General features: G+C 68.2%; 20 protein-coding genes. 2 read left to right on the top strand and 18 right to left on the bottom strand.

All coding sequences use genetic code 11. The annotated features are described in order from the left end of the window. Positions 1-63: 63 nt before the first annotated feature. Positions 64-1314: a deoxyguanosinetriphosphate triphosphohydrolase gene (locus BLV49_RS13875; RefSeq protein ID WP_091185718.1), complete on the bottom strand. Its 1251-nt coding sequence runs from the start codon at positions 1312-1314 to the stop codon at positions 64-66. Beyond that, a complete protein-coding gene (gene dusB, locus BLV49_RS13870; RefSeq protein ID WP_091185714.1) occupies positions 1304-2458 on the bottom strand; it encodes a tRNA dihydrouridine synthase DusB in 1155 nt (384 codons plus the stop codon). Before dusB ends, BLV49_RS13875 begins: the two co-directional genes overlap by 11 nt. Positions 2459-2499: 41 nt before the next feature. On the opposite strand from dusB, the gene BLV49_RS13865 reads away from it, so the two are divergent. Further along, on the top strand, positions 2500-2967 hold the full coding sequence (locus BLV49_RS13865; RefSeq protein ID WP_091185710.1) for an aminoacyl-tRNA deacylase: 468 nt from the start codon (positions 2500-2502) through the stop codon (positions 2965-2967). 86 nt (positions 2968-3053) lie between these two features. Here BLV49_RS13865 and BLV49_RS13860 read toward each other — a convergent pair whose 3' ends face one another. The 14 genes from BLV49_RS13860 to hrcA form a co-directional block, all read right to left on the bottom strand. Beyond that, entirely contained in the window at positions 3054-3731 is a 678-nt protein-coding gene (locus BLV49_RS13860; protein ID WP_091185707.1) for a DsbA family oxidoreductase, read from the bottom strand. Positions 3732-3768: 37 nt separating this feature from the next. After that, positions 3769-4575, bottom strand: coding sequence for an isoprenyl transferase (locus BLV49_RS13855; RefSeq protein WP_091185704.1), 807 nt, complete (start codon positions 4573-4575; stop codon positions 3769-3771). Next, positions 4572-5312, bottom strand: coding sequence for a DNA repair protein RecO (recO, locus tag BLV49_RS13850; protein WP_091185699.1), 741 nt, complete (start codon positions 5310-5312; stop codon positions 4572-4574). The genes BLV49_RS13855 and recO overlap by 4 nt, the downstream gene beginning before the upstream one ends. Before the next feature lie 89 nt (positions 5313-5401). After that, positions 5402-7168, bottom strand: coding sequence for a 2-isopropylmalate synthase (gene leuA, locus BLV49_RS13845; RefSeq protein ID WP_091185695.1), 1767 nt, complete (start codon positions 7166-7168; stop codon positions 5402-5404). A 140-nt stretch (positions 7169-7308) separates the two neighbouring features. Then, entirely contained in the window at positions 7309-7977 is a 669-nt protein-coding gene (locus BLV49_RS13840) for a response regulator (protein WP_091185693.1), read from the bottom strand. A gap of 14 nt (positions 7978-7991) precedes the next feature. Continuing rightward, the gene (locus BLV49_RS13835) at positions 7992-9170 is read right to left on the bottom strand and encodes a sensor histidine kinase (protein ID WP_091185688.1); all 1179 of its coding nucleotides are present in this window, start codon (positions 9168-9170) and stop codon (positions 7992-7994) included. Between the two features lie 95 nt (positions 9171-9265). Beyond that, positions 9266-10165 (bottom strand): GTPase Era, encoded by a 900-nt coding sequence (gene era / locus BLV49_RS13830; protein WP_091185682.1) that lies wholly within the window; start codon positions 10163-10165, stop codon positions 9266-9268. Continuing rightward, complete coding sequence (locus BLV49_RS13825; protein ID WP_091185678.1) at positions 10162-11454, bottom strand: hemolysin family protein; 1293 nt, start codon at positions 11452-11454, stop codon at positions 10162-10164. Before BLV49_RS13825 ends, era begins: the two co-directional genes overlap by 4 nt. Further along, entirely contained in the window at positions 11455-11919 is a 465-nt protein-coding gene (gene ybeY, locus BLV49_RS13820; RefSeq protein WP_091185674.1) for an rRNA maturation RNase YbeY, read from the bottom strand. Beyond that, complete coding sequence (locus BLV49_RS13815; RefSeq protein WP_091187376.1) at positions 11916-12935, bottom strand: PhoH family protein; 1020 nt, start codon at positions 12933-12935, stop codon at positions 11916-11918. The genes ybeY and BLV49_RS13815 overlap by 4 nt, the downstream gene beginning before the upstream one ends. Before the next feature lie 52 nt (positions 12936-12987). Continuing rightward, positions 12988-13344 (bottom strand): histidine triad nucleotide-binding protein, encoded by a 357-nt coding sequence (locus BLV49_RS13810; RefSeq protein ID WP_091185671.1) that lies wholly within the window; start codon positions 13342-13344, stop codon positions 12988-12990. A 40-nt stretch (positions 13345-13384) separates the two neighbouring features. Continuing rightward, positions 13385-14113, bottom strand: coding sequence for a 16S rRNA (uracil(1498)-N(3))-methyltransferase (locus BLV49_RS13805; RefSeq protein WP_091185668.1), 729 nt, complete (start codon positions 14111-14113; stop codon positions 13385-13387). Next, positions 14113-15210 (bottom strand): molecular chaperone DnaJ, encoded by a 1098-nt coding sequence (dnaJ, locus tag BLV49_RS13800; protein WP_091185665.1) that lies wholly within the window; start codon positions 15208-15210, stop codon positions 14113-14115. The genes BLV49_RS13805 and dnaJ overlap by 1 nt, the downstream gene beginning before the upstream one ends. 92 nt (positions 15211-15302) lie before the next feature. Further along, entirely contained in the window at positions 15303-16337 is a 1035-nt protein-coding gene (hrcA, locus tag BLV49_RS13795; protein ID WP_091185662.1) for a heat-inducible transcriptional repressor HrcA, read from the bottom strand. 179 nt (positions 16338-16516) lie between these two features. Here hrcA and BLV49_RS13790 point away from each other — a divergent pair, with 179 nt between their 5' ends. After that, positions 16517-17143 (top strand): DUF4870 domain-containing protein, encoded by a 627-nt coding sequence (locus tag BLV49_RS13790; RefSeq protein ID WP_091185660.1) that lies wholly within the window; start codon positions 16517-16519, stop codon positions 17141-17143. Between the two features lie 3 nt (positions 17144-17146). On the opposite strand, the gene hemW is transcribed toward BLV49_RS13790, so the two are convergent. Continuing rightward, positions 17147-18373, bottom strand: a complete 1227-nt coding sequence (gene hemW / locus BLV49_RS13785; protein ID WP_091185658.1) for a radical SAM family heme chaperone HemW — start codon at positions 18371-18373, stop codon at positions 17147-17149. Between the two features lie 2 nt (positions 18374-18375). Then, positions 18376-19032 (bottom strand): DUF1990 domain-containing protein, encoded by a 657-nt coding sequence (locus BLV49_RS13780; protein ID WP_091185655.1) that lies wholly within the window; start codon positions 19030-19032, stop codon positions 18376-18378. Positions 19033-19038 lie beyond the last annotated feature (6 nt).

Raw genomic sequence — 19038 nt, 5'->3', positions numbered from 1 at the left:
CTAGTCGGGCGCGGCGCCGGGAGGCCTTTGCTGTGGATGATGCGAGGCTTGTGGATAACCTGCTCAGACGGCGACGGAGCGATTCTCGTAGAGCGCGACGGCTCCCTGGTCGGTCAGGCTCGCGATCTGGTCGACGACGACGCGTTGACGGGCCGCGTCGTCGGGAGCGCTGCGCCAGTCCGCCGCGAAGCCGACGTCGAGCAGCTCGCCGTCGGAGGCGTAGAGCCGGTCGGCGAGGGAAGTGAGGATCTCACGCTGCTGCCGGTAGATCGGCTGTCGGGCGTCGCTCGACATCACGAAGGCCGCGACGATTCCCTTGAGCACGGCGATCTCGGACGCGATCGCATGCGGGACCTCGACGTGAGCGCCGAATCGGATGAGGCTGCGCTGCGGGTACGCCTCTTGCGTCGCGGCCGTCGCGGTGCGCGCGAAATGGCCGATCATCGAGCTCGTGAAGTTCTTGAGCTGAGCGAGGTCGCGCCGGGACGCCGTCCAGACGCGCGGCCAGGCGCGGTGACGCGCGAGGCGCTCGAACGCTTGGCCGAGATCGTCGACGGTGAACTCGCCGCCCGCCCACACCTGAACGGCTCTGAGCAGCGAGTCGTGACCGGCGCGAGCGTTGAGGAACGCGGGGTCGATGTATTCGCTCACTATCGCGTCTTCGAAGTCGTGCACGGAGTACGCGATGTCGTCGGAGAGGTCCATGACTTCGGCTTCGATGCAGCGCTGTCCCTCCGGCGCCCCCGCACGGAGCCATCTGAACGCCGCCGTGTCATCGTCGAAGAAGCCGTACTTGGCGCGGCCACTCGGATCCGCGACCGCATGGCTTGCCGGCCACGGGTACTTGCAGCTCGCGTCGAGACTCGCGCGCGTGAGGTTCAGCCCGTACGGGGTGCCATCGTCGGCGAAAACTTTCGGCTCGAGCCGCGTGAGCACGCGAAGGGTCTGCGCGTTCCCTTCGAAGCCGCCGATCTCGAGCGCCCAGTCGTTGAGCGCCTTCTCCCCGTTGTGCCCGAACGGCGGGTGCCCGATGTCGTGCGCGAGGCAGGCGGTGTCGACGACGTCGGGGGCGAGGCCGAGGCTCGCCGCGAGCTCACGGCCGACCTGCGCGACCTCGAGCGAGTGCGTGAGCCGGTTGCGCGCGAAGTCCACGCCGGAGGTGGGGCTCAGAACCTGCGTCTTGGCGGCGAGCCGGCGAAGCGCGCTCGAGTGCAGGAGTCGCGCCCGGTCCCGCGCGAAGTCGCTGCGCCGTGAGGCGTGGGTCTCGGGAAGCCAGCGCTCCTGGTCGTGCGCGTTGTAGACGTCAACCGCCACTGGTGTTCAGCTCCGCCTCGTGCAAGTCCTTCGCGTGGCTGCCCGCAATCGTGTGGGAATCGAGCCAGCCGTCTGGCAGCACGGTGCGCTTCGGATGTCCGGCGCGGCCCCGCGGCCCCTCCGCGTCTGCGCCCGGGTACGGCTCCGAGGGGTCGAGGGTCGCCAGCAGCTCGTCGAGCTGCTCGAGGGATTCCACCGTCGCAAGACGCACGCGCAGATCGCTGCCGACGGGGTAGCCCTTGAAGTACCACGCGACGTGCTTGCGGATGTCGCGGCAGCCGCGCTCCTCGGACTCGAAGAACTCGGCCAGCAGCTCGGCGTGTCGGCGGAAGGTCTGCATGACCTGTCCGAGCGTCGGGCGGAAGCGCGTGGACTCTCCGCGGAATGCGGCGGCGAGATCGCCGAACAGCCAGGGCCGGCCGAGGCAGCCGCGCCCGACGACGACGCCGTCGCAGCCGGTCTGCCGCATCATCTCGAGACCGTCCTCGGCCGACCAGATGTCGCCGTTGCCCAGCACGGGCACGTCGGAGACAGCATCCTTCAACGTTGCGATCGCGTCCCAGTCGGAGTGGCCGGAGTAGTACTCCGAAGCGGTTCGGGCGTGCAGCGCGATGCTTGCGACGCCCGCGCCCTGTGCGGCCCTCGCGGACTCGAGGTAGGTGAGATGGCTCGGATCGATGCCCTTGCGCATCTTGACGGTGACCGGAATCGGGCCGGCCGCGCCGACAGCCGATTCGACGATGTCGCGGAACAGGTCGCGCTTCCAGGGCAGAGCCGCGCCCCCGCCCTTGCGCGTGACCTTGGGCACGGGGCAGCCGAAGTTGAGGTCGATGTGATCGGCGAGGTTCTCTGCCGCGATCATCGTCACAGCCTCCCTCACTGTCGCGGGATCGACGCCGTACAGCTGCACGCTGCGCGGCGTCTCCGTCTCGTGGTGCGAGATGAGCCGCATCGTCTCGGGGGTGCGCTCGACGAGCGCGCGCGAGGTGATCATCTCGCACACGTAAAGGCCGGCGCCGAACTCGCGGCACAGTCGGCGGAACGCGGTGTTGGTGATTCCGGCCATGGGCGCGAGAACGACGGGCACGTCAAGCACCATGGGACCGATCGTGAGCGGCCGGGATATCGTTGAGGTTGAGTTCATTTCACCTTCGATTCTCCCAGATTGCGGAAGGTTCAGCAGACATGTCCACAGGCATCGAGAGATTCCGCGCGGATGCCGCCGACCGCGGCATCCGGGTTGAGATTGTCTCGCGCGGGCGGGCTCGCAGTCTCGAGGAAGCCGCCGAGCTGCTCGGCATCACGCCCGCGCGGATCGTGAAGACGCTCGTCGTGAAGCGGCACGACGGCTCGTTCGTGTTCGCGCTCATCCCCGGCGGCCGCAAGATCTCCTGGGCGAAGCTGCGCAGGCTGCTCGCCGTGAACAAGCTCTCCCTCCCTGACGCCGACACGGCGAAGGCGGTGACGGGGTACGAACGCGGCACGATCACCGTGCTCGGCAGCGAAACCGCCCTGCCGGTCGTCGCCGACGCGACGATCTCCGGCAGCGTGGCCATCGGCGCGGGCGACCACGAGCACAGCGCACGCGTCGACGCCGCGCCCTACCTGTCGGCGGTCGATGCGACGATCGCGGACATCAGCGATCCGGAGTAGCGGGCGGCGGCATCTCGCACGAGTCGCCGTCGCAGACGATCGCGTCGCTGCTGCCGAGCATCGTGAACGGCGCGGGTGCGCCGGACTCAGGCGTCGACACTGCTGGCCTCCCTGTTCTCGGCGACCTGGCGCAGCACGTCGGCGAACGTCGCGGCCTCTTGCGCTCCGGAGACGCCATAGGCGCCGTCGATGACGAAGAAGGGCACGCCGTTGATGCCGTAGGCCGCAGCCTGCTGCTGGTCGGCACGCACCGCGTCGAGGTAGCGCTCCTCGCGCAGCGCCTGAGCAGCCTCGTCACGGTCGAGGCCCGCCTCCGCGGCGAGTTCGGCGAGGTCGTCGATCCGGCCGACGTGCCGCCCTTCCGTGAAGTAGGCGCTCATGAGCCTCTCGAGCATCTCGAGCTGACGGCCCTTGTCGGCGGCGAAGTGCAGCAGCTCGTGCGCCTTCACCGTGTTCGTGTGCTGAAGCCGGTCGTAGTCGTACGTCAGGCCGACGGTCGCGGCGATGTCTGTCACCTGCGCGAGCATCTGTTTCACACGGTCGGCCGGAAGCTGCTTGTGAGCGACGAGGAAGTCCTCCTCGCTGCCGTCGAAGTCCACGGGAGTGTCGGGAGCGAGCTCGAAGCTGTGGTAGCGGACAGTGACCTCGGGTGCGCTCGGGTCCTCCGCGAAGGCGGCACGACCGGCTTCGAAGCGGCGCTTGCCGATGTAGCACCAAGGGCACGCGATGTCCGACCAGATGTCGACGGTGATGGGTTCAGTCATATTTGCGACAACGACATCGGATGCCGCGACATTCCCGTCAGCGGGCAGACGGCTTGTCGATCGCCCCGCCGAAACGGCGGTCCCGCGACGCGTAGCTCTGCACGGCCTGCCACAGCTGCTCCCTCGTGAAGTCGGGCCACAGCGTGTCGAGGAAGACCATCTCGGCGTAGGCCGCCTGCCAGAGCATGAAGTTGCTCGTGCGCTGCTCACCGGAGCTGCGTACGAAGAGGTCGACGGCCGGCACCTCGGGCACGTACAGCCGGGAGGCTATCGTGCGCTCGGTGATGCCGCTCGGCTTGAGCCTGCCCGCGGCGACGTCGGCGGCGATCGAACGCACGGCGTCGGCGATCTCGGTGCGGCCGCCGTAGTTCACGCACATCGTGAGGGTCAGCGCGGAGTTGCCGGCGGTGAGCCGCTCCGCGAACTGGAGCTCTTTGATGACCGACGACCAGAGGCGAGGGCGGCGGCCGGCCCAGCGGATGCGCACTCCCCACTCGTTGAGCTGGTCCCGGCGGCGATGCAGCACGTCGCGGTTGAAGCCCATGAGGAAGCGGACCTCCTCGGGCGAGCGTGCCCAGTTCTCGGTCGAGAACGCGTACACGCTCAAGTGCCGGATGCCCATCTGCAGGGCTCCCGCGACGACGTCGAGAAGCGCGGCCTCGCCGGCCTTGTGGCCTTCGATGCGCGGGAGTCCGCGCTGGTTCGCCCAGCGCCCGTTGCCGTCCATGACGAGGGCGACGTGCTGGGGAACGGCCTTCGCGGGAATCCGCGGCGGGTAGATCCCCGTCCAATCCACGGGACGGAAGGGCTCGGCATCCTTGTGCGTGAACGGCTTCGGACTCACGAAATCCTCTCGGTCGTCGAACTGACGTGCATGAGCGAGCGCAGCCCGCGCTCCAAATGCCATTGCGCGTACGCGGAGACGACGCCGCTCGCGCGGTGACGCACGGCGGCCGGCGCAGCATCCACCACGTCCCATTCCCCCGCGAGCAGGGAGCCGAGCAGGCCGATCGTCTCGGCATCCAGCTTCGCGCTGCCCGGCGGCGCGCACTCGGCGCACACGACGCCGCCGAGCTGCACGACGAGCGAGCCGTGCGGCCCCGGCGCCTGACAGCGGGCGCAGTCGTGGAAGCTCGGCGCCCAGCCCGCGAGCGACAGAGCGCGCAGCAGGTACGAGTCGAGGGTCGCGGCGGGACTATGCTCTCCCCGTGACAGGGAACGGAGCGCCCCGAGCAGCAGCAAGTACTGCTGCAGGCTCGCCTCGGCGTCGGTGAGCTTGTCGGCGGTCTCGACCATCACATTCGCGGCGGTGTAGCTGTCGTAGTCGGCGACAATGCGCGACCCATACGCGCCGAGCGTCTCGGCCTGGGTGATCGTGTCGAGGCTGCGGCCCTCGTACAGCTGAAGATCGGCGACCATGAACGGCTCAAGCCGGGAGCCGAAGCGCGAGCTCGTGCGCCGGATTCCCTTCGCAACCGCGCGGACCTTGCCGTGCCTGCGTGTGAGCAGCGTCACGATGCGGTCCGCCTCCCCCAACTTATGGGTTCGGAGGACGACGCCCTCATCTCGATAAACCGGCACACCTGATTATCGCGCGTGAGGCTGAATGCTCGGCGCGCGACACTGCGCGAGCGCCGCCCGGCTTCCCGGACGGCGCTCGCGCAGAAGGCTCAGGCGGATGCCGCGGCGAGCGTCGGCTGCGCGGCCCGCGAGCGCAGCCCGCGGTTCACGGCCGAGACGATGGCCTTGAGGGATGCCGCCGAGATGTCGCTGTCGACTCCGACGCCCCAGAGGCGGGTGCCCTGAACCTGCAGCTCGACATACGCGGCCGCAGCGGCGTCTCCGCCGGCGCTGAGCGCGTGCTCGACGTAGTCGAACAGCGTCACGTCGACGCCGTGCTCGTTCATGATGCCCAGGAACGCCGCGATCGGACCGTTGCCCGTCGCGTTCTCGGTCGCGATCTCGTCGCCGTCACGCAAGGTCACTTCGAGGGCGAGTCCGCCGTCGAAATCGCTCGTCGTGCGCATGCTGCGCAGCTCGAACCGGCCCCACTTGTCCGTCGCATCGTCGGCGGGCAGGTACTCGTCGCGGAAGATCGACCAGATCTGGTCGCTCGTGACCTCGCCGCCTTCGCTGTCGGTCTTGTTCTGCACGACACCGGAGAACTCGATCTGCAGCCGACGCGGCAGGTCCATGCCGTGGTCGGCCTTGAGCAGGTACGAGACCCCGCCCTTGCCCGACTGGGAGTTGACGCGGATGACGGCCTCGTAGCTGCGGCCGAGGTCCTTCGGGTCGATGGGCAGGTACGGCACCGCCCACTCCATCTGCTCCGTGGACATGCCCTTGTCGGCGGCTTCGGCGGCCATGGCCTCGAAGCCCTTCTTGATCGCGTCCTGGTGGGAGCCGCTGAACGCCGTGAAGACCAGGTCTCCCGACCATGGGCTGCGCTCGTGGACCTTGAGCTGCGTGCAGTACTCGGCCGTGCGCTTGATCTCATCGATGTCGCTGAAGTCGATCTGCGGGTCGACGCCTTGCGTGAGCAGGTTGATGCCGAGCGCGACGAGGTCGACGTTCCCGGTCCGCTCGCCGTTTCCGAACAGGCACCCCTCGATGCGGTCGGCGCCCGCCATGTAGCCGAGCTCCGCGGCCGCGACGCCGGTTCCCCTGTCGTTGTGCGGGTGCAGCGACAGGATGACGTTCTCGCGGTGGTTGAGGTGCCGGCTCATCCACTCGATCGAGTCGGCGTACACGTTCGGCGTGGCCATCTCGACGGTGGACGGCAGGTTGATGATGACGTTCCGCTCGGGCGTCGGCTCGAATACCTCGAGCACCTGGTTGCAGATCTCCGCGGCGAACTCGAGCTCGGTGCCCGTGTAGCTCTCGGGAGAGTACTCGTAGTACACGGTCGTGCCGGGCACGAGCGACTCCATCTGCTTGCACAGCCGGGCGCCGGTCAGTGCGATGTCGATGATGCCCTGCTTGTCGGTGCGGAACACGACGTCGCGCTGCAGCACGCTCGTCGAGTTGTAGAGGTGCACGATCGCCTGCTTCGCGCCCTTGATCGACTCGTACGTGCGGCGGATCAGGTGCTCGCGGGACTGCGTCAGCACCTGGATGGTGACGTCGTCCGGGATGGCGTCCTCGTCGATGAGGGAGCGGACGAAGTCGAAGTCGGTCTGGCTCGCGCTCGGGAAGCCGACCTCGATCTCCTTGTAGCCCATGCGCACGAGCATGTCGAACATGACGCGCTTGCGCTCGGGGCTCATGGGGTCGATGAGCGCCTGGTTTCCGTCACGCAGGTCGACGGCGCACCAGCGCGGCGCGGCGGTGATGCGGGCTTCCGGCCAGGTGCGGTCGGGCAGCGAGACCGTGAACTGGTCGTGGTAGGAACGGTACTTGTGCGTCGGCATCCCCGACGGCTTCTGCAGATTCTTCATTGCTTCTATTCTCCTCGCGTTTCAGAAAAGCCAGCGGCAAACTCCGCGACGAGAAAGGCTGAGACTAAGCCTCGTCGCGGCAGCTAAGGAGAAGCGCACCGAATAGCACGAATCCAGATTAGCACGCGGTGAGGGAAGGGTCAGCGGACGATGCCGTGCTCGTAGGCGTAGATCACGAGCTGCACGCGGTCGCGCACGCCGAGTTTCGACAGCACCCGGCTGACGTGCGTCTTGACCGTCGCTTCGCTGAGGTACTCCTTGCCCGCGATCTCGGAATTGCTCAGGCCGGATGCCGCAAGGGCGAAGATCTGCTTCTCGCGATCCGTGAGCGAGCCGAACTCCTCGGGCACGCGCGGAGCCGGCGCGGGCGCCGTCATGTGGGCGATGAGGGACTTCGTCGCGCCGGGCGCGATGACGGCGCTGCCCGCGTGCACGCTGCGGATGGCCGCGAGCAGGAACTCGGGCTGCGAGTCCTTGAGCAGGAAGCCGCTCGCACCGATGCGCAGGGCGCGCGCGGCTCCCTCGTCGAGCTCGAAGGTCGTGAGCACGATGATGCGCGGCGGCGTCCGCCCCGCGGCATCCGATTCCCCCAGGATCCGGGCCGTCGCCTCGATCCCGTCGAGCTCGGGCATGCGCACGTCCATGAGGATTACGTCGGGGCGCGCGCGGCGGGCGAGCTCGATCGCCGCATGGCCGTTCTCGGCCTCACCCGCGAAGCTCAAGTCGGCTTGCGAGTCGATGAGCATGCGGATGCCGGCGCGGAACAGCGACTGATCGTCGACGAGCGCGACGGCGATGGGCTCGGCCATGCGGTGTTCTCCTCTCACCCGGCGACGGGCACGGTCGCGTGGATGCGGAACCGGCCGGGACGCGGGGCGTCGATCGCGAGTGTACCGCCGGCCAGGGTGGCTCGTTCGCGCATGCCGGGGAGGCCGTGTCCTCTCGAGACGCCGACGGCGGGCGGCCCCTCGACCTGCTCGGGCACGGCGTTCTCGACGACGAGCTCGACCGACGGGTCGCTCCAGCGCAGCACGACATCGACGGGAGCGCTGCGGTCGCCGTGGTGGAGGGCGTTCGTGAGCGCCTCCTGCAGAATCCGGTACACGGCGATCTGCCGTCCGGCCGGAACCGGGCGGGCCGTGCCGATCTCGGTGTAGGCGACAGTGAGTCCCGCCGAGCGCATGCGGGAGACGAGGTCGGGAACGTCGCCGAGTGTCGGCTGGGGGCCGCTGTCCTGCTCGTGGCGAAGCTCGCTCAGCAGCAGGCGCACGTCGCCGAGGGCCTGCCGGGCGGTCTCCGAGACCGTCTCGAGGGTGCCGCCGAGGGCGTCCGCGTCGCCCTTGTGCACGTAGCGCGCCCCGTCGGCCTGCGCGATCACAACGGCGAGGGAGTGCGCGACGACGTCGTGCATGTCGCGCGCGATGCGATTGCGTTCCTGCTCGACGATTGTCGCGCTCTCCGCACGACGCTGCTGCAGTTGCGCCTGATAGCGCTCGTACCCGGCGATGCGGGCGGCAGCGGCGGTGCGCATGAGCTGTCCGAGCGTCCAGGACAGACCGAGAACGACGATGCCCGCGACGGAACCCGCGACCGTGGAGAACGTCAGGATCGTGATGTCCGCGACGCTCACGGGCGGTCCGGCCAGCATCACGAACACCATGTACGCCGACGCGACGATTCCGCCGGCGATCGCAGAGCCGAGCCCGTACCAGCGCACCCAGCGTTCGCCGTACCGGGCGGTCGTGTAGACCACGGCGAGAATGGCCACGTTGTACAGGTTCGGCGGCAGGCCGAATCCCATCTGCACGAGCGAGAACACCCACGCCATCGTGAGCGCGAGCGCCGGGGACACGCGGCGGAGCACGATTATCGACCCCATGCCGGCGAGAATCCACGGCTGGATCCACGCGCCGTTCGCGGTGAACGGCAGGCACAGCACCACGAGCAGAGTGCCGAGCACGCCGTCGACGGCGTGCTGCCGAGGCGTGAGGTTGCGGATCATGGCATCCACGCTAGCGCCGGCGCGCCGCCGAACCGCCGTGAGCGGCGCAGGATCATCCTCGCGCGGCCCGGAATCATCCTCGGGTCGCACGCGGCTCAGAAGCCGAGGCGGCCGAGCTGCTTGGGGTCGCGCTGCCAGTCCTTCGCCACCTTCACGCGCAGCGAGAGGAAGACCTTCGAGCCGACGAGCGGTTCGATCTGCTCGCGCGCCCGCGCTCCGACGTCGCGCAGCCTCGACCCCTGCTTGCCGATGATGATGGCCTTCTGGCTGTCCCGCTCGACGAAGAGGTTGGCGTAGATGTCGACGATGTCCTTGTCTTCACGCGTGCTCATATCGTCGATCGTCACGGCGAGCGAGTGCGGCAGCTCGTCTCGAACGCCCTCGAGCGCAGCCTCCCGGATGTATTCCGCGACGCGGTCCTCGATGCTCTCGTCCGTGACCGTCTCGTCGGGATACAGCTGCGGTGACTCGGGCATGAGGGCGATGAGCTCGCGCGTGAGAACATCGAGCTGGATCGATTCGACGGACGAGATCGGGATCACGGCATCCCACTCCCGCAGCGTCGAGATCGCGAACAGCTGGTCGCCGACGGCGGCCTTCGGCACCGTGTCGATCTTCGTCACGATCGCCACCTTCTTCGCCCGCGGGTAGTCATCGAGCTGGTCGTTGATGAAGCGGTCGCCGGGGCCGATCTTCTCGTTTGCGGGAATGCACAGTCCGATCACGTCGACGTCGCTGAGAACGGACTGGACGAGATCGTTGAGGCGCTCCCCAAGCAGTGTGCGCGGCCGGTGGATGCCCGGCGTGTCGACGACGATGAGCTGGCCGTCCTCCGTCGTCACGATCCCCCGAATCGCGCGCCGCGTGGTCTGCGGCTTCGCGCTCGTTATCGCCACCTTCTCGCCGACCAGGGCGTTCATGAGGGTCGACTTGCCCACGTTGGGTCGGCCGACGAACGAGACGAATCCGGCGTGGAACTGCGCTGGCGTGGTCATGAGTGCTCCTCTGTGCCGGGCTCGTCCGTGTCGTGCTCGGGGTCGCGTTCGACGATGATTGTGCTGATCTCGCCCCGGCGGCCGCGAGTGCGCTCGGCCGTCATGACGAGACCGTGCGTTGCGATCCGGTCCCCCAGGACGGGAAGCCGGTCGAGAGCCTTCGACAGCAGGCCGCCCGCGGAATCGACGTCGTCGTCCTCGATCTCGAGGTCGAACAGCTCGCCGAGCTCGTCGATCGGCATCCGCGCGCTCACGCGGAAGCGATCCTCGTCGAGACGCTCGTGGTCGAGCAGGTCCTGGTCGTACTCGTCGGAGATGTCGCCGATCAGCTCTTCGATGAGGTCCTCGAGCGTCACGAGGCCCGCGATCCCGCCGTATTCGTCGACGACCATCGCCAAGTGGTTGGACTCGAGCTGCATCTGCTGCAGCAGGTCGTCCGCCTTCTTCGACTCGGGAACGAACATCGCCGGCTTCACGAGCTGCTCCGCCGGCATCCGCTGCGCCTGGGCGTCGCCCTCGTACACGACGCGCGCGAGATCCTTGAGGTACAGGATGCCGATCACCTCGTCGACGTCGTCGGCGATCACGGGCGCGCGGGAGATGCCGGTGCCGAGGAAGACGCCGAGGGCCGCGACGGCGCTCGTGTCCTGCTCGATGCTCACCATGTCGGTGCGCGGGATCATGACCTCGCGCACGTAGGTCTCGTTGAACTCGAAGATCGAGTGGATGAGTTCCCGGTCGTCCTCCTCGAGGACGCTCAGCTCTGTCGCCTCGTCGACCATGCTGAGCAGCTGCTCCTCCGACGAGAACGACGCCTCACGCGGAACTCCGGGGGTCACGCGGCTGCCGAGAGCCATGAGCGCGCTCGCGAGCGGGCCGAGAAGCACGCGCACGAAGTGGATGAACGGCGCCGTCGCCCGCAGAATCGAGAGCGCGTGGGTACGGCCGAAGCTGCGCGGGCTCGCCCCGACGAGCACGAACGAGACGGCGGTCATGACGATGGCCGAGACGAGCAGGGCGAGCCACAGCTGCTCGAAGAGCCGCGCGAACACGAGCGTGACGAGAACCGCGGCTGTCGTCTCCGCGAAGATGCGCATGAAGTTGATGGCGTTGAGGTGGGCGCCGGGGCCCGTCGCGATGGCCGAGAGCGACGCCTCAGCGCGGCTCGTGCGCGCGAGCTCGTGCAGGTCGGCGCGGGACTTGACGCCGATCGCCGCGTCGGCGGCGGCCATGAGCCCGGCGAGACCGACGAGCGCGACGGCGATGCAGACGAAGACGACTTCGAGCATTTAGGCGCCGTGTCGTTCGGCGGACGCGAACGACAGCAGGATGTCCCGCTGGATGCCGAACATCTCGCGCTCCTCGTCCGGCTCGGCGTGGTCGAAGCCGAGCAAGTGGAGAATGCCGTGCGTCGTGAGCAGGAGCAGCTCGTCGAGCATCGAGTGTCCCGCCGACTCGGCCTGAACCTCAGCGACCTGCGGGCACAGCACGATGTCGCCGAGCAGGCCGGGAGGAGTCGGCGCGTCTTCCGTTCCCGGGCGCAGCTCATCCATCGGGAAGCTCAGCACGTCGGTGGGGCCGGGCTCGTCCATCCACTGCACGTGCAGCTGCTCCATGGCGCCCTCGTCGACGAGCACGATGTTGAGCTCGGCCTCAGGACTCACGTGCATGGCGCCGAGAGCGTGGTTCGCGAGCCGCAGGATGGCCGCTTCGTCGACCGAGATTGCCGATTCGTTGTTGATCTCGATGCTCACGAGCTGTGGCCTCCCTGTTTGCGTTGATGATCGCGCGGAGCTCGTCCTCGGCGTTCGGCGCGGTTCGCGAACTCGTGCGCCTGCTCGCGTTCGAAGCGCAGCGCCTGCTGCTTCTGGTCGTACTCGCTGTACGCGTCGACGATCTGCCCCACGAGCGAATGCCGTACGACGTCCTCGCTTGTGAGCCGACTGAAGTGGATGTCGTCGACGTTCGAGAGCACTTTCGTCACCAGGCGAAGACCGGATGCCGCCGTCGGAAGGTCGATCTGGGTGATGTCGCCCGTCACCACCATCTTCGAGCCGAAGCCGAGTCGCGTGAGGAACATCTTCATCTGCTCGGGTGTCGTGTTCTGAGCCTCGTCGAGGACGACGAACGAGTCGTTGAGCGTGCGGCCGCGCATGTACGCGAGCGGCGCGACCTCGATCGTGCCGGCAGCGAGCAGCTTGGGCACGAGCTCGGGGTCCATCATCTCGTTGAGCGCGTCATACAGCGGCCGCAGGTATGGGTCGATCTTGTCGGTGAGCGTGCCGGGAAGGAATCCCAGCCGCTCCCCCGCCTCTATCGCCGGGCGGGAGAGGATGATGCGGCTCACTTCCTTGCGCTGCAGCGCCTGCACGGCCTTCGCCATGGCGAGGTACGTCTTGCCCGTGCCGGCGGGGCCGATGCCGAACACGATCGTGAAGTCGTCGATCGCGTCGACGTACTCCTTCTGCCCCGCCGTCTTCGGTCGGATGCTCTTGCCGCGCGAGCTGAGGATCACCTGGCCGAACACGGCGGAGGGGCTCAACCGTCCCTCGTCGACGATGCGGGACGAGGAGCGCACCTCGACGGCGTCGAGATCGTGGCCCTCGCGGATGAGACGCAGCAGCTCTTCGATGAGCGTCCGGGTGCTCTCGACGCTCTTCGCGGGTCCGGAGAGCGAGATCTCGTTGCCGCGCACGTGCACCTCGACGTCGGGGTGCTCGCGTTCGATGGTTGTCAGCAGGCGGTCCTGGGGGCCAAGGAGCCGCACCATGGCGACCCCGTCGACGTGAAGCTTCGCGGTCGTCGCAGGTTCGGGAGCGTGGTCAGCGTCCGACAAGTGTCGCCTCTCCGAGGTCTCCCGCGAGGACGTGGGCGTGCACGTGGAAGACGGTCTGCCCGGCGGATGCGCCGGAGTTGAATATCAAGCGGTACTGCCCGCCAGCCCGGTCGTCGGCGATGCTCTGCGCGAGAGCGACGAGCCGCGACAGCAGGGCGGGATCGCCGGCGGCGAGCTCAGAGACGTTCGCGTACGTCTCGGTCTTCGGGATGACGAGCACGTGCACGTCGGCCTGCGGGTTGATGTCCTCGATCGCGATCAGGTCGTCGGTCTCGGCGACGATCGTCGCCGGGATCTCGCGAGCGACGATGCGGCTGAAGATGCTCGGACCGGATTCTGTCATGTCTCCATCCTAGGTAAGAGAACGCAGTGTCGTCCGTGTTTCACCATCGCCCGGTGACGACGTTAAGCACCGCGAGGGCGGCGGGTCCCGCGGTGGAGGTGCGGAGCACGGTGTCGCCGAGCACGACGCGTTCGGCGCCCGCGGCCTCGAACGCAGCGAGCTCGTCGTCGCTCAGCCCGCCTTCGGGACCGATCACGAGCACGATGGGACGATCGTCAACGCGGATGCCGGACAGCGGCGTCGCCGCTCGCGGGTCGAGCACGAGAACCCGCTCGACGCCGGCGCGGGCGCAGAGCCCGGCGGCATCCGTCACCGGCTCGACCTCGGGCACGAACGGGCGGATCGACTGCTTCGCCGCCTCGCGTGCGATCGTCTGCCAGCGCGCGATCCCCTTCGCCTGCTTCGCGGCGTCCCAGCGTGAGACGCTGCGCGCCGCCTGCCACGGGATGACGCTCGAGATGCCCATCTCCGTCGCCATCTGCACGGCGCGCTCGTCGCGGTCGCCTTTCGCAAGCGCCTGGGCGAGTCGGATGCCGGGAGCCGCAGCCGCGTGCCGCTCGCTGCGCTCCACCCGCAGCTCGAGCTCGCGCGGCTGCGCAGCGGTGACCGTGCACTCGGCGACGAGACCGCGTCCGTTCCCGACGAGGACGAGATCCCCGACGCGCACGCGGTTGACGGCGACGGCGTGCTTCGCCTCGTCGCCGCGCAGCGTGACGACGGCGCCGATCGCTGCGTCGCCGAGGTCCTCGCGCAGGAACAGACTGCTCATCAGCTCACGAAGCGGTCGCGGAGCTTCGCGAACAGGCCCTGCTGGAAGTGCGCGAGTGCCGGGCCGCCGTCTTTGCGCCGAGCGGCGAAGCTGCGGATGAGCTCGCGCTCCTTGTGGTCGAGACGCGTCGGCGTCACCACTTGCACGCCCACGCGCAGGTCGCCGCGCAGGTTGCTGCGCAGAGCGGTGATGCCGCGGCCCTTGATCACGAGCACGTCGCCGCTCTGCACACCCGGGCGGATCTCGAGCTCGACGTCGCCGTCGAGAGCGTCGATCGTCGTCGTGGTGCCGAGGATCGCGTCGGCCATGGGCACCTCGAGAGTGCAGAGAACGTCATCGCCGTTGCGGCTGAAGTCGTCGTTGTGTCGCACCTTGATCTCGAGATACAGGTCGCCCGCCGGGCCACCGCCCGGGCCGACCTCACCGCTGCCCGGCATCTGCAGGCGCAGCCCGGTGTCGACGCCGGAGGGGATGTCGACGTGGATTGTGCGGCGGGCGCGCACACGGCCCTGCCCCTGACAGGTGACGCACGGGTTGGTGATGATCGTGCCGTAGCCGCGGCAGGAGCCGCACGGGCTCGCCGTGACGACGTTGCCGAGAAGGGAGCGCACGGTGCGCTGCACCTGGCCGGTGCCATGGCAGATGTCACACGTGACGGGCGAGGTTCCCGGCTGGCAGCACGTGCCGTGGCACGTCTCGCACTCGATCGCCGTGTCGACGTCGATCTCCTTCGTCGTGCCGAACATGACGTCGAGAAGGTCGACCTCCACCCGCAGAAGCGCGTCTTCTCCGCGCTCCCGGCGTGACCGGGGACCTCGGGTCTGGGCGCCGCCGAAGAAGGTGTCGAAGATGTCGCCGAAGCCGCCGAAACCGCCTCCGCCGCCGAAGGCGCCTCGTCCTCCGGCGTCGTACTCGGCGCGTTGGCGCTCGTCGCTCAGCACGTCGTAGGCGTGCGTGACGTCTTTGAAGCGCTCGGACGCCTCCGCGCTCGGGTTCACATCGGGGTGGAGTTCGCGCGCGAGCCTGCGATACGCCTTCTTGATCTCGTCGGCCGAGGCGTCGCGTGAGACTCCAAGTGTTTCGTAATGGTCAGCCACTCGTGGTCTTTCGTCGTGCTGTCACACCGGTCGGGCTCGTCCGGTGCGGCTGTTCAGGAGGTGCGCCGAGCCGCGCAGTCGTAGGGGGCAGGTCAGTCCTCGCCGAGGAGTCGCGTCAAGTACCGGGCGACGGCACGGACTGCGGCCATGTTGCCCGCATAGTCCATTCTCGTCGGGCCGAGCACGGCGAGGCGCGCGATTTCGCCAGCAGAGGAACGGTATCCGCTCGCGACGACGCTCGTCTCGCCGAGGCCGAAGGCGGCATTCTCGCTGCCGATGCTCGCGGCGACGCCGAACTGATCCGCTTGCATCTCCCCGAAGAGCCGGAGCAGTACGACCTGCTGCTCGAGCGCCTCGAGCACGGGAAAGATGCTTCCGGTGAAGTCGTCTTCCGTGCGGGCCAGGTTCGCGGCGCCCGCCATCACCAGCTTGTCCTGCCGGTAGGTGCCGAGCACCTCGATGACGACGGCGGCGAGCCGGGCGAACATGCCGTCGTGCCGTTCGTCGCGCCCTTCGGCATCCGATTCCAGCTCGGCGATGAGGCGCGCGGCGGCGCCTTCGACGGTCTGTGCGGCGACGACGCTGTTGAGACGGTGCTTGAGCCGGTCGATGTCGGCCTCGTCGAAGCGCTGCTCGACGTCGACGAGGCGCTGATCGACGCGACCGTTGTCGGTGATCACGACGACGAGAAGCACGCCGTCGGAGATGTGCACGAGTTCGACGTGCCGCACGGCAGCGTGCGCGAACGAGGGGTACTGCACGAGCGCGACCTGGTTGGTCAGCTGCGACAGAAGCCTCACCGTTCGCTTGAGGACGTCATCGAGATCGGCAGACGGCTCGAGGAACATCTCGATCGCGCGCTTCTGTGCGGACGAGAGCGGACGACGGTCGGCGAGCTGGTCGACGAAGAGCCGGTAGCCCTTGTCGGTCGGCACACGGCCCGACGAGGTATGCGGTGCGGTGATCAGCTCTTCTTCTTCGAGCTGCGCCATGTCGTTGCGGATCGTGGCCGCGGACACGCCGAACTGGTGACGCTCGACGATGCGTTTGGAGCCGACGGGTTCGCGCGACTCGACGTAGTCCGTGACGATCGCCCGAAGCACTTCAAGGCTGCGATCCGAGACCATCTCGCCCTCCTTGACTGGCACTCACTTCCCTCGAGTGCCAATAGTAGTCGTGAATACCTGTGCTGAGGTAATTGCAGGCGAGGCTCGAACCCCGCTAAGTTTGCTGCAGGTCCGCCAAGGGCATGCGCCGTTCCGCGCTGGGGAACGGCATCCGACGGCACCGAGCGAAAGGCGCAACCATGAGCGATCCGAACACGACCCCTCCGGCTGATCCGAACCAGCCCCAGCAGCCTCCGCAGGGCCAGCCGCTGCATGGGCAGCAGCCACCTCAGCCGCCCTACGGTCAGCAGCCGCCCCAACAGCCCTACGGTCAGCAGCCGCCGCCATACGGCCAGCAGCAGTACGGCCAGCAGCAGTACGGCCAGCAGCCGCCCCAGTACGGGCAGCCGCCCCAGTACGGGCAGCAGCCTCAGTACGGGCAGCACCCGGGCGCGCAGCCGCTGAGCCCGCAGGAAGACAAGATGTGGGCGATGTGGTCCCATTTCGGCGGAGTGCTGAGCTTCATCCCCTCCCTCATCATCTTCCTCATCTTCAAGGACCGCGGCCCGTTCGTGCGTCAGGAGTCGAAGGAAGCGCTGAACTGGCAGATCACCTGGATCATCATCAGCATCATCTGGTCGATCGTGCTGAGCGTGCTCACGGCTGTCGTGGTGTTCGGCGCCGGCGGATTCGGCGTCGCCTCCCTTCTGTCGTTCCTCGGCTGGCTGCCGTACCTCGCGAACCTCGTGTTCTCGATCATCGGCGGCGTCAAGGTGAACAGCGGACAGCCCTACCGGTACCCGGTCAACTTCCGCTTCATCAAGTAGCGCTCAGTCGGTCAGTCGCCGCACGACGGCGTCGGCCAGAAGCCGCCCCCGCACGGTCAGCACCAGCCGCCGGCCGCGGAGGGCGGCTTCGGCGTCGACGAGTCCCTCGGCGATGAGTTCGGCGACGCGCGTGCGCGCCTGAGCGGGCAGGATCTCCAGCGGCATTCGGTCGGCCAGCCGGGACTCGAGCAGGATCCGTTCCGTGAGGCGCACGTCGTGGTCGAGCGTCTCGCGTCCCGCCGCCGGCGAGACGCGTTGAGCGAGCTTTCCCGCGTACGCCGCCGGATGCTTGACGTTCCACCAGCGCACACCGCCGATGTGGCTGTGGGCGCCGGGGCCGAACCCCCACCAGTCCTGCCCTGTCCAATACGAGAGGTTGTGCCGGGAACGGTGCTCCGAGTCGCGTGCCCAGTTGCTCAGTTCGTACCACGAGTAGCCGGCGCCGGCGAGGGCGGCATCCGCCCACTCGTACATCTCGGCCTCGAGATCGTCATCGGGCTCCGGCACCTGGCCCTTGCGGATCTGGCGGGCGAGTTTCGTGCCGTCTTCGACGATGAGCGCGTAGGCGGAGAGATGGTCGGGATGCTGCGCGAGAGCGTGCTCGACAGATCGCTTCCAATCGTCGAGGCTCTCCCCCGGCGTGCCGTAAATGAGGTCGAGGCTCACTTGCAGTCCCGCATCGCGTGCCGCATCGACAACGAGCGGGATCCGCTCCGGATCGTGCGTGCGCTCGAGCACCGCGAGCACGTGCGGCACCGCCGACTGCATGCCGAAGGACACCCGCGTGAACCCGCCGTCGGCGAGGCGCTGCAGGTACTCCGCATCGACGCTGTCCGGATTCGCCTCCGTTGTGACTTCCGCGCCGTCGACGAGGCCGAAGGAGTCGCGCAGAACGTCGAGCATGCGGACCAGATCGTCGGCAGGAAGCAAGGTCGGTGTTCCGCCCCCGAAGAACACGGTCGAGAGCTCGCGAGCGGGAAGCCCGGAGCGCTCGAGCACGGTGCGCGCGGCACGCATCTCCTCGGCAGCCTCATCCGCGTAGTCGACCTGCCGCACACCGCGCAGTTCGGTCGCCGTATAGGTGTTGAAGTCGCAGTATCCGCAGCGCACCCGGCAGAACGGAACGTGAACGTACGCTCCGAAGTCGCGCTCGGTCGCCCCCTCGGCGGCGCTCTCGGGGAGCAGGCCGTCGGCGGGTGCAGGATCTGCGAGGGGAAGGGCGGAGGGCACGGTCAGTCGCGCACGTCTCGCGCCCACGCCGGTGACAGGGCGCGCAAATACTGGGTGGAGAGGCGCCGGCGTCGGCGCAGCAGCAGGAAAGGCAGCAGCTTGTAGAACCAGCCGGTGGGACGCACGAACGCCCGCACGGTGAACCAGACGCTGTCGTCGCTGCGGTGCTCGATCGCGAACGACTCCTCCCCGCTGATGACGTGGCCGCTCACCGTGCCGAACGCGAAGGCGACGCGGCGCGGGTCTTCGTCCACGTAGACGACGCGCACGCGGCCGCGCACACGGTACGGGCCGACGCGCCCCGACAAGTGCGCCGACGTGCCCGACGTCACGAACGGCGTGCCGTCGGCGGCGAAGCGCTCTTCGGCGTGGTCGGCGGCTCGGGCGATCGGCGTCCCGTCCTCCGCGAACTTGACGCCCTTGTACTGGTCGCCGGAGCCGCGTTCGATCGCCGTGACTTCGAAGCCGGCGAGTCGCTGGACCTGCCACGACAGCAGCGAGGCGGATGCCGCGTGGAACCGCTCCTCGCCGCTGCCGATCTTTATCGAGTCCTCGTACGGCTTGAAGCCGTGCGGCGGGTACTGCAGCAGGTCGGGCGCCTGCGTGGCGCCGACGGCCGCGTAGTCAGTGGGCTGGTCTTCGAAATTGGACCGGCGCATGGGCCT

The sequence above is a fragment of the Paramicrobacterium humi genome (assembly GCF_900105715.1).
GTDB lineage: Bacteria > Actinomycetota > Actinomycetes > Actinomycetales > Microbacteriaceae > Paramicrobacterium > Paramicrobacterium humi.
This window is presented reverse-complemented; position numbering and strand designations above follow the sequence as displayed.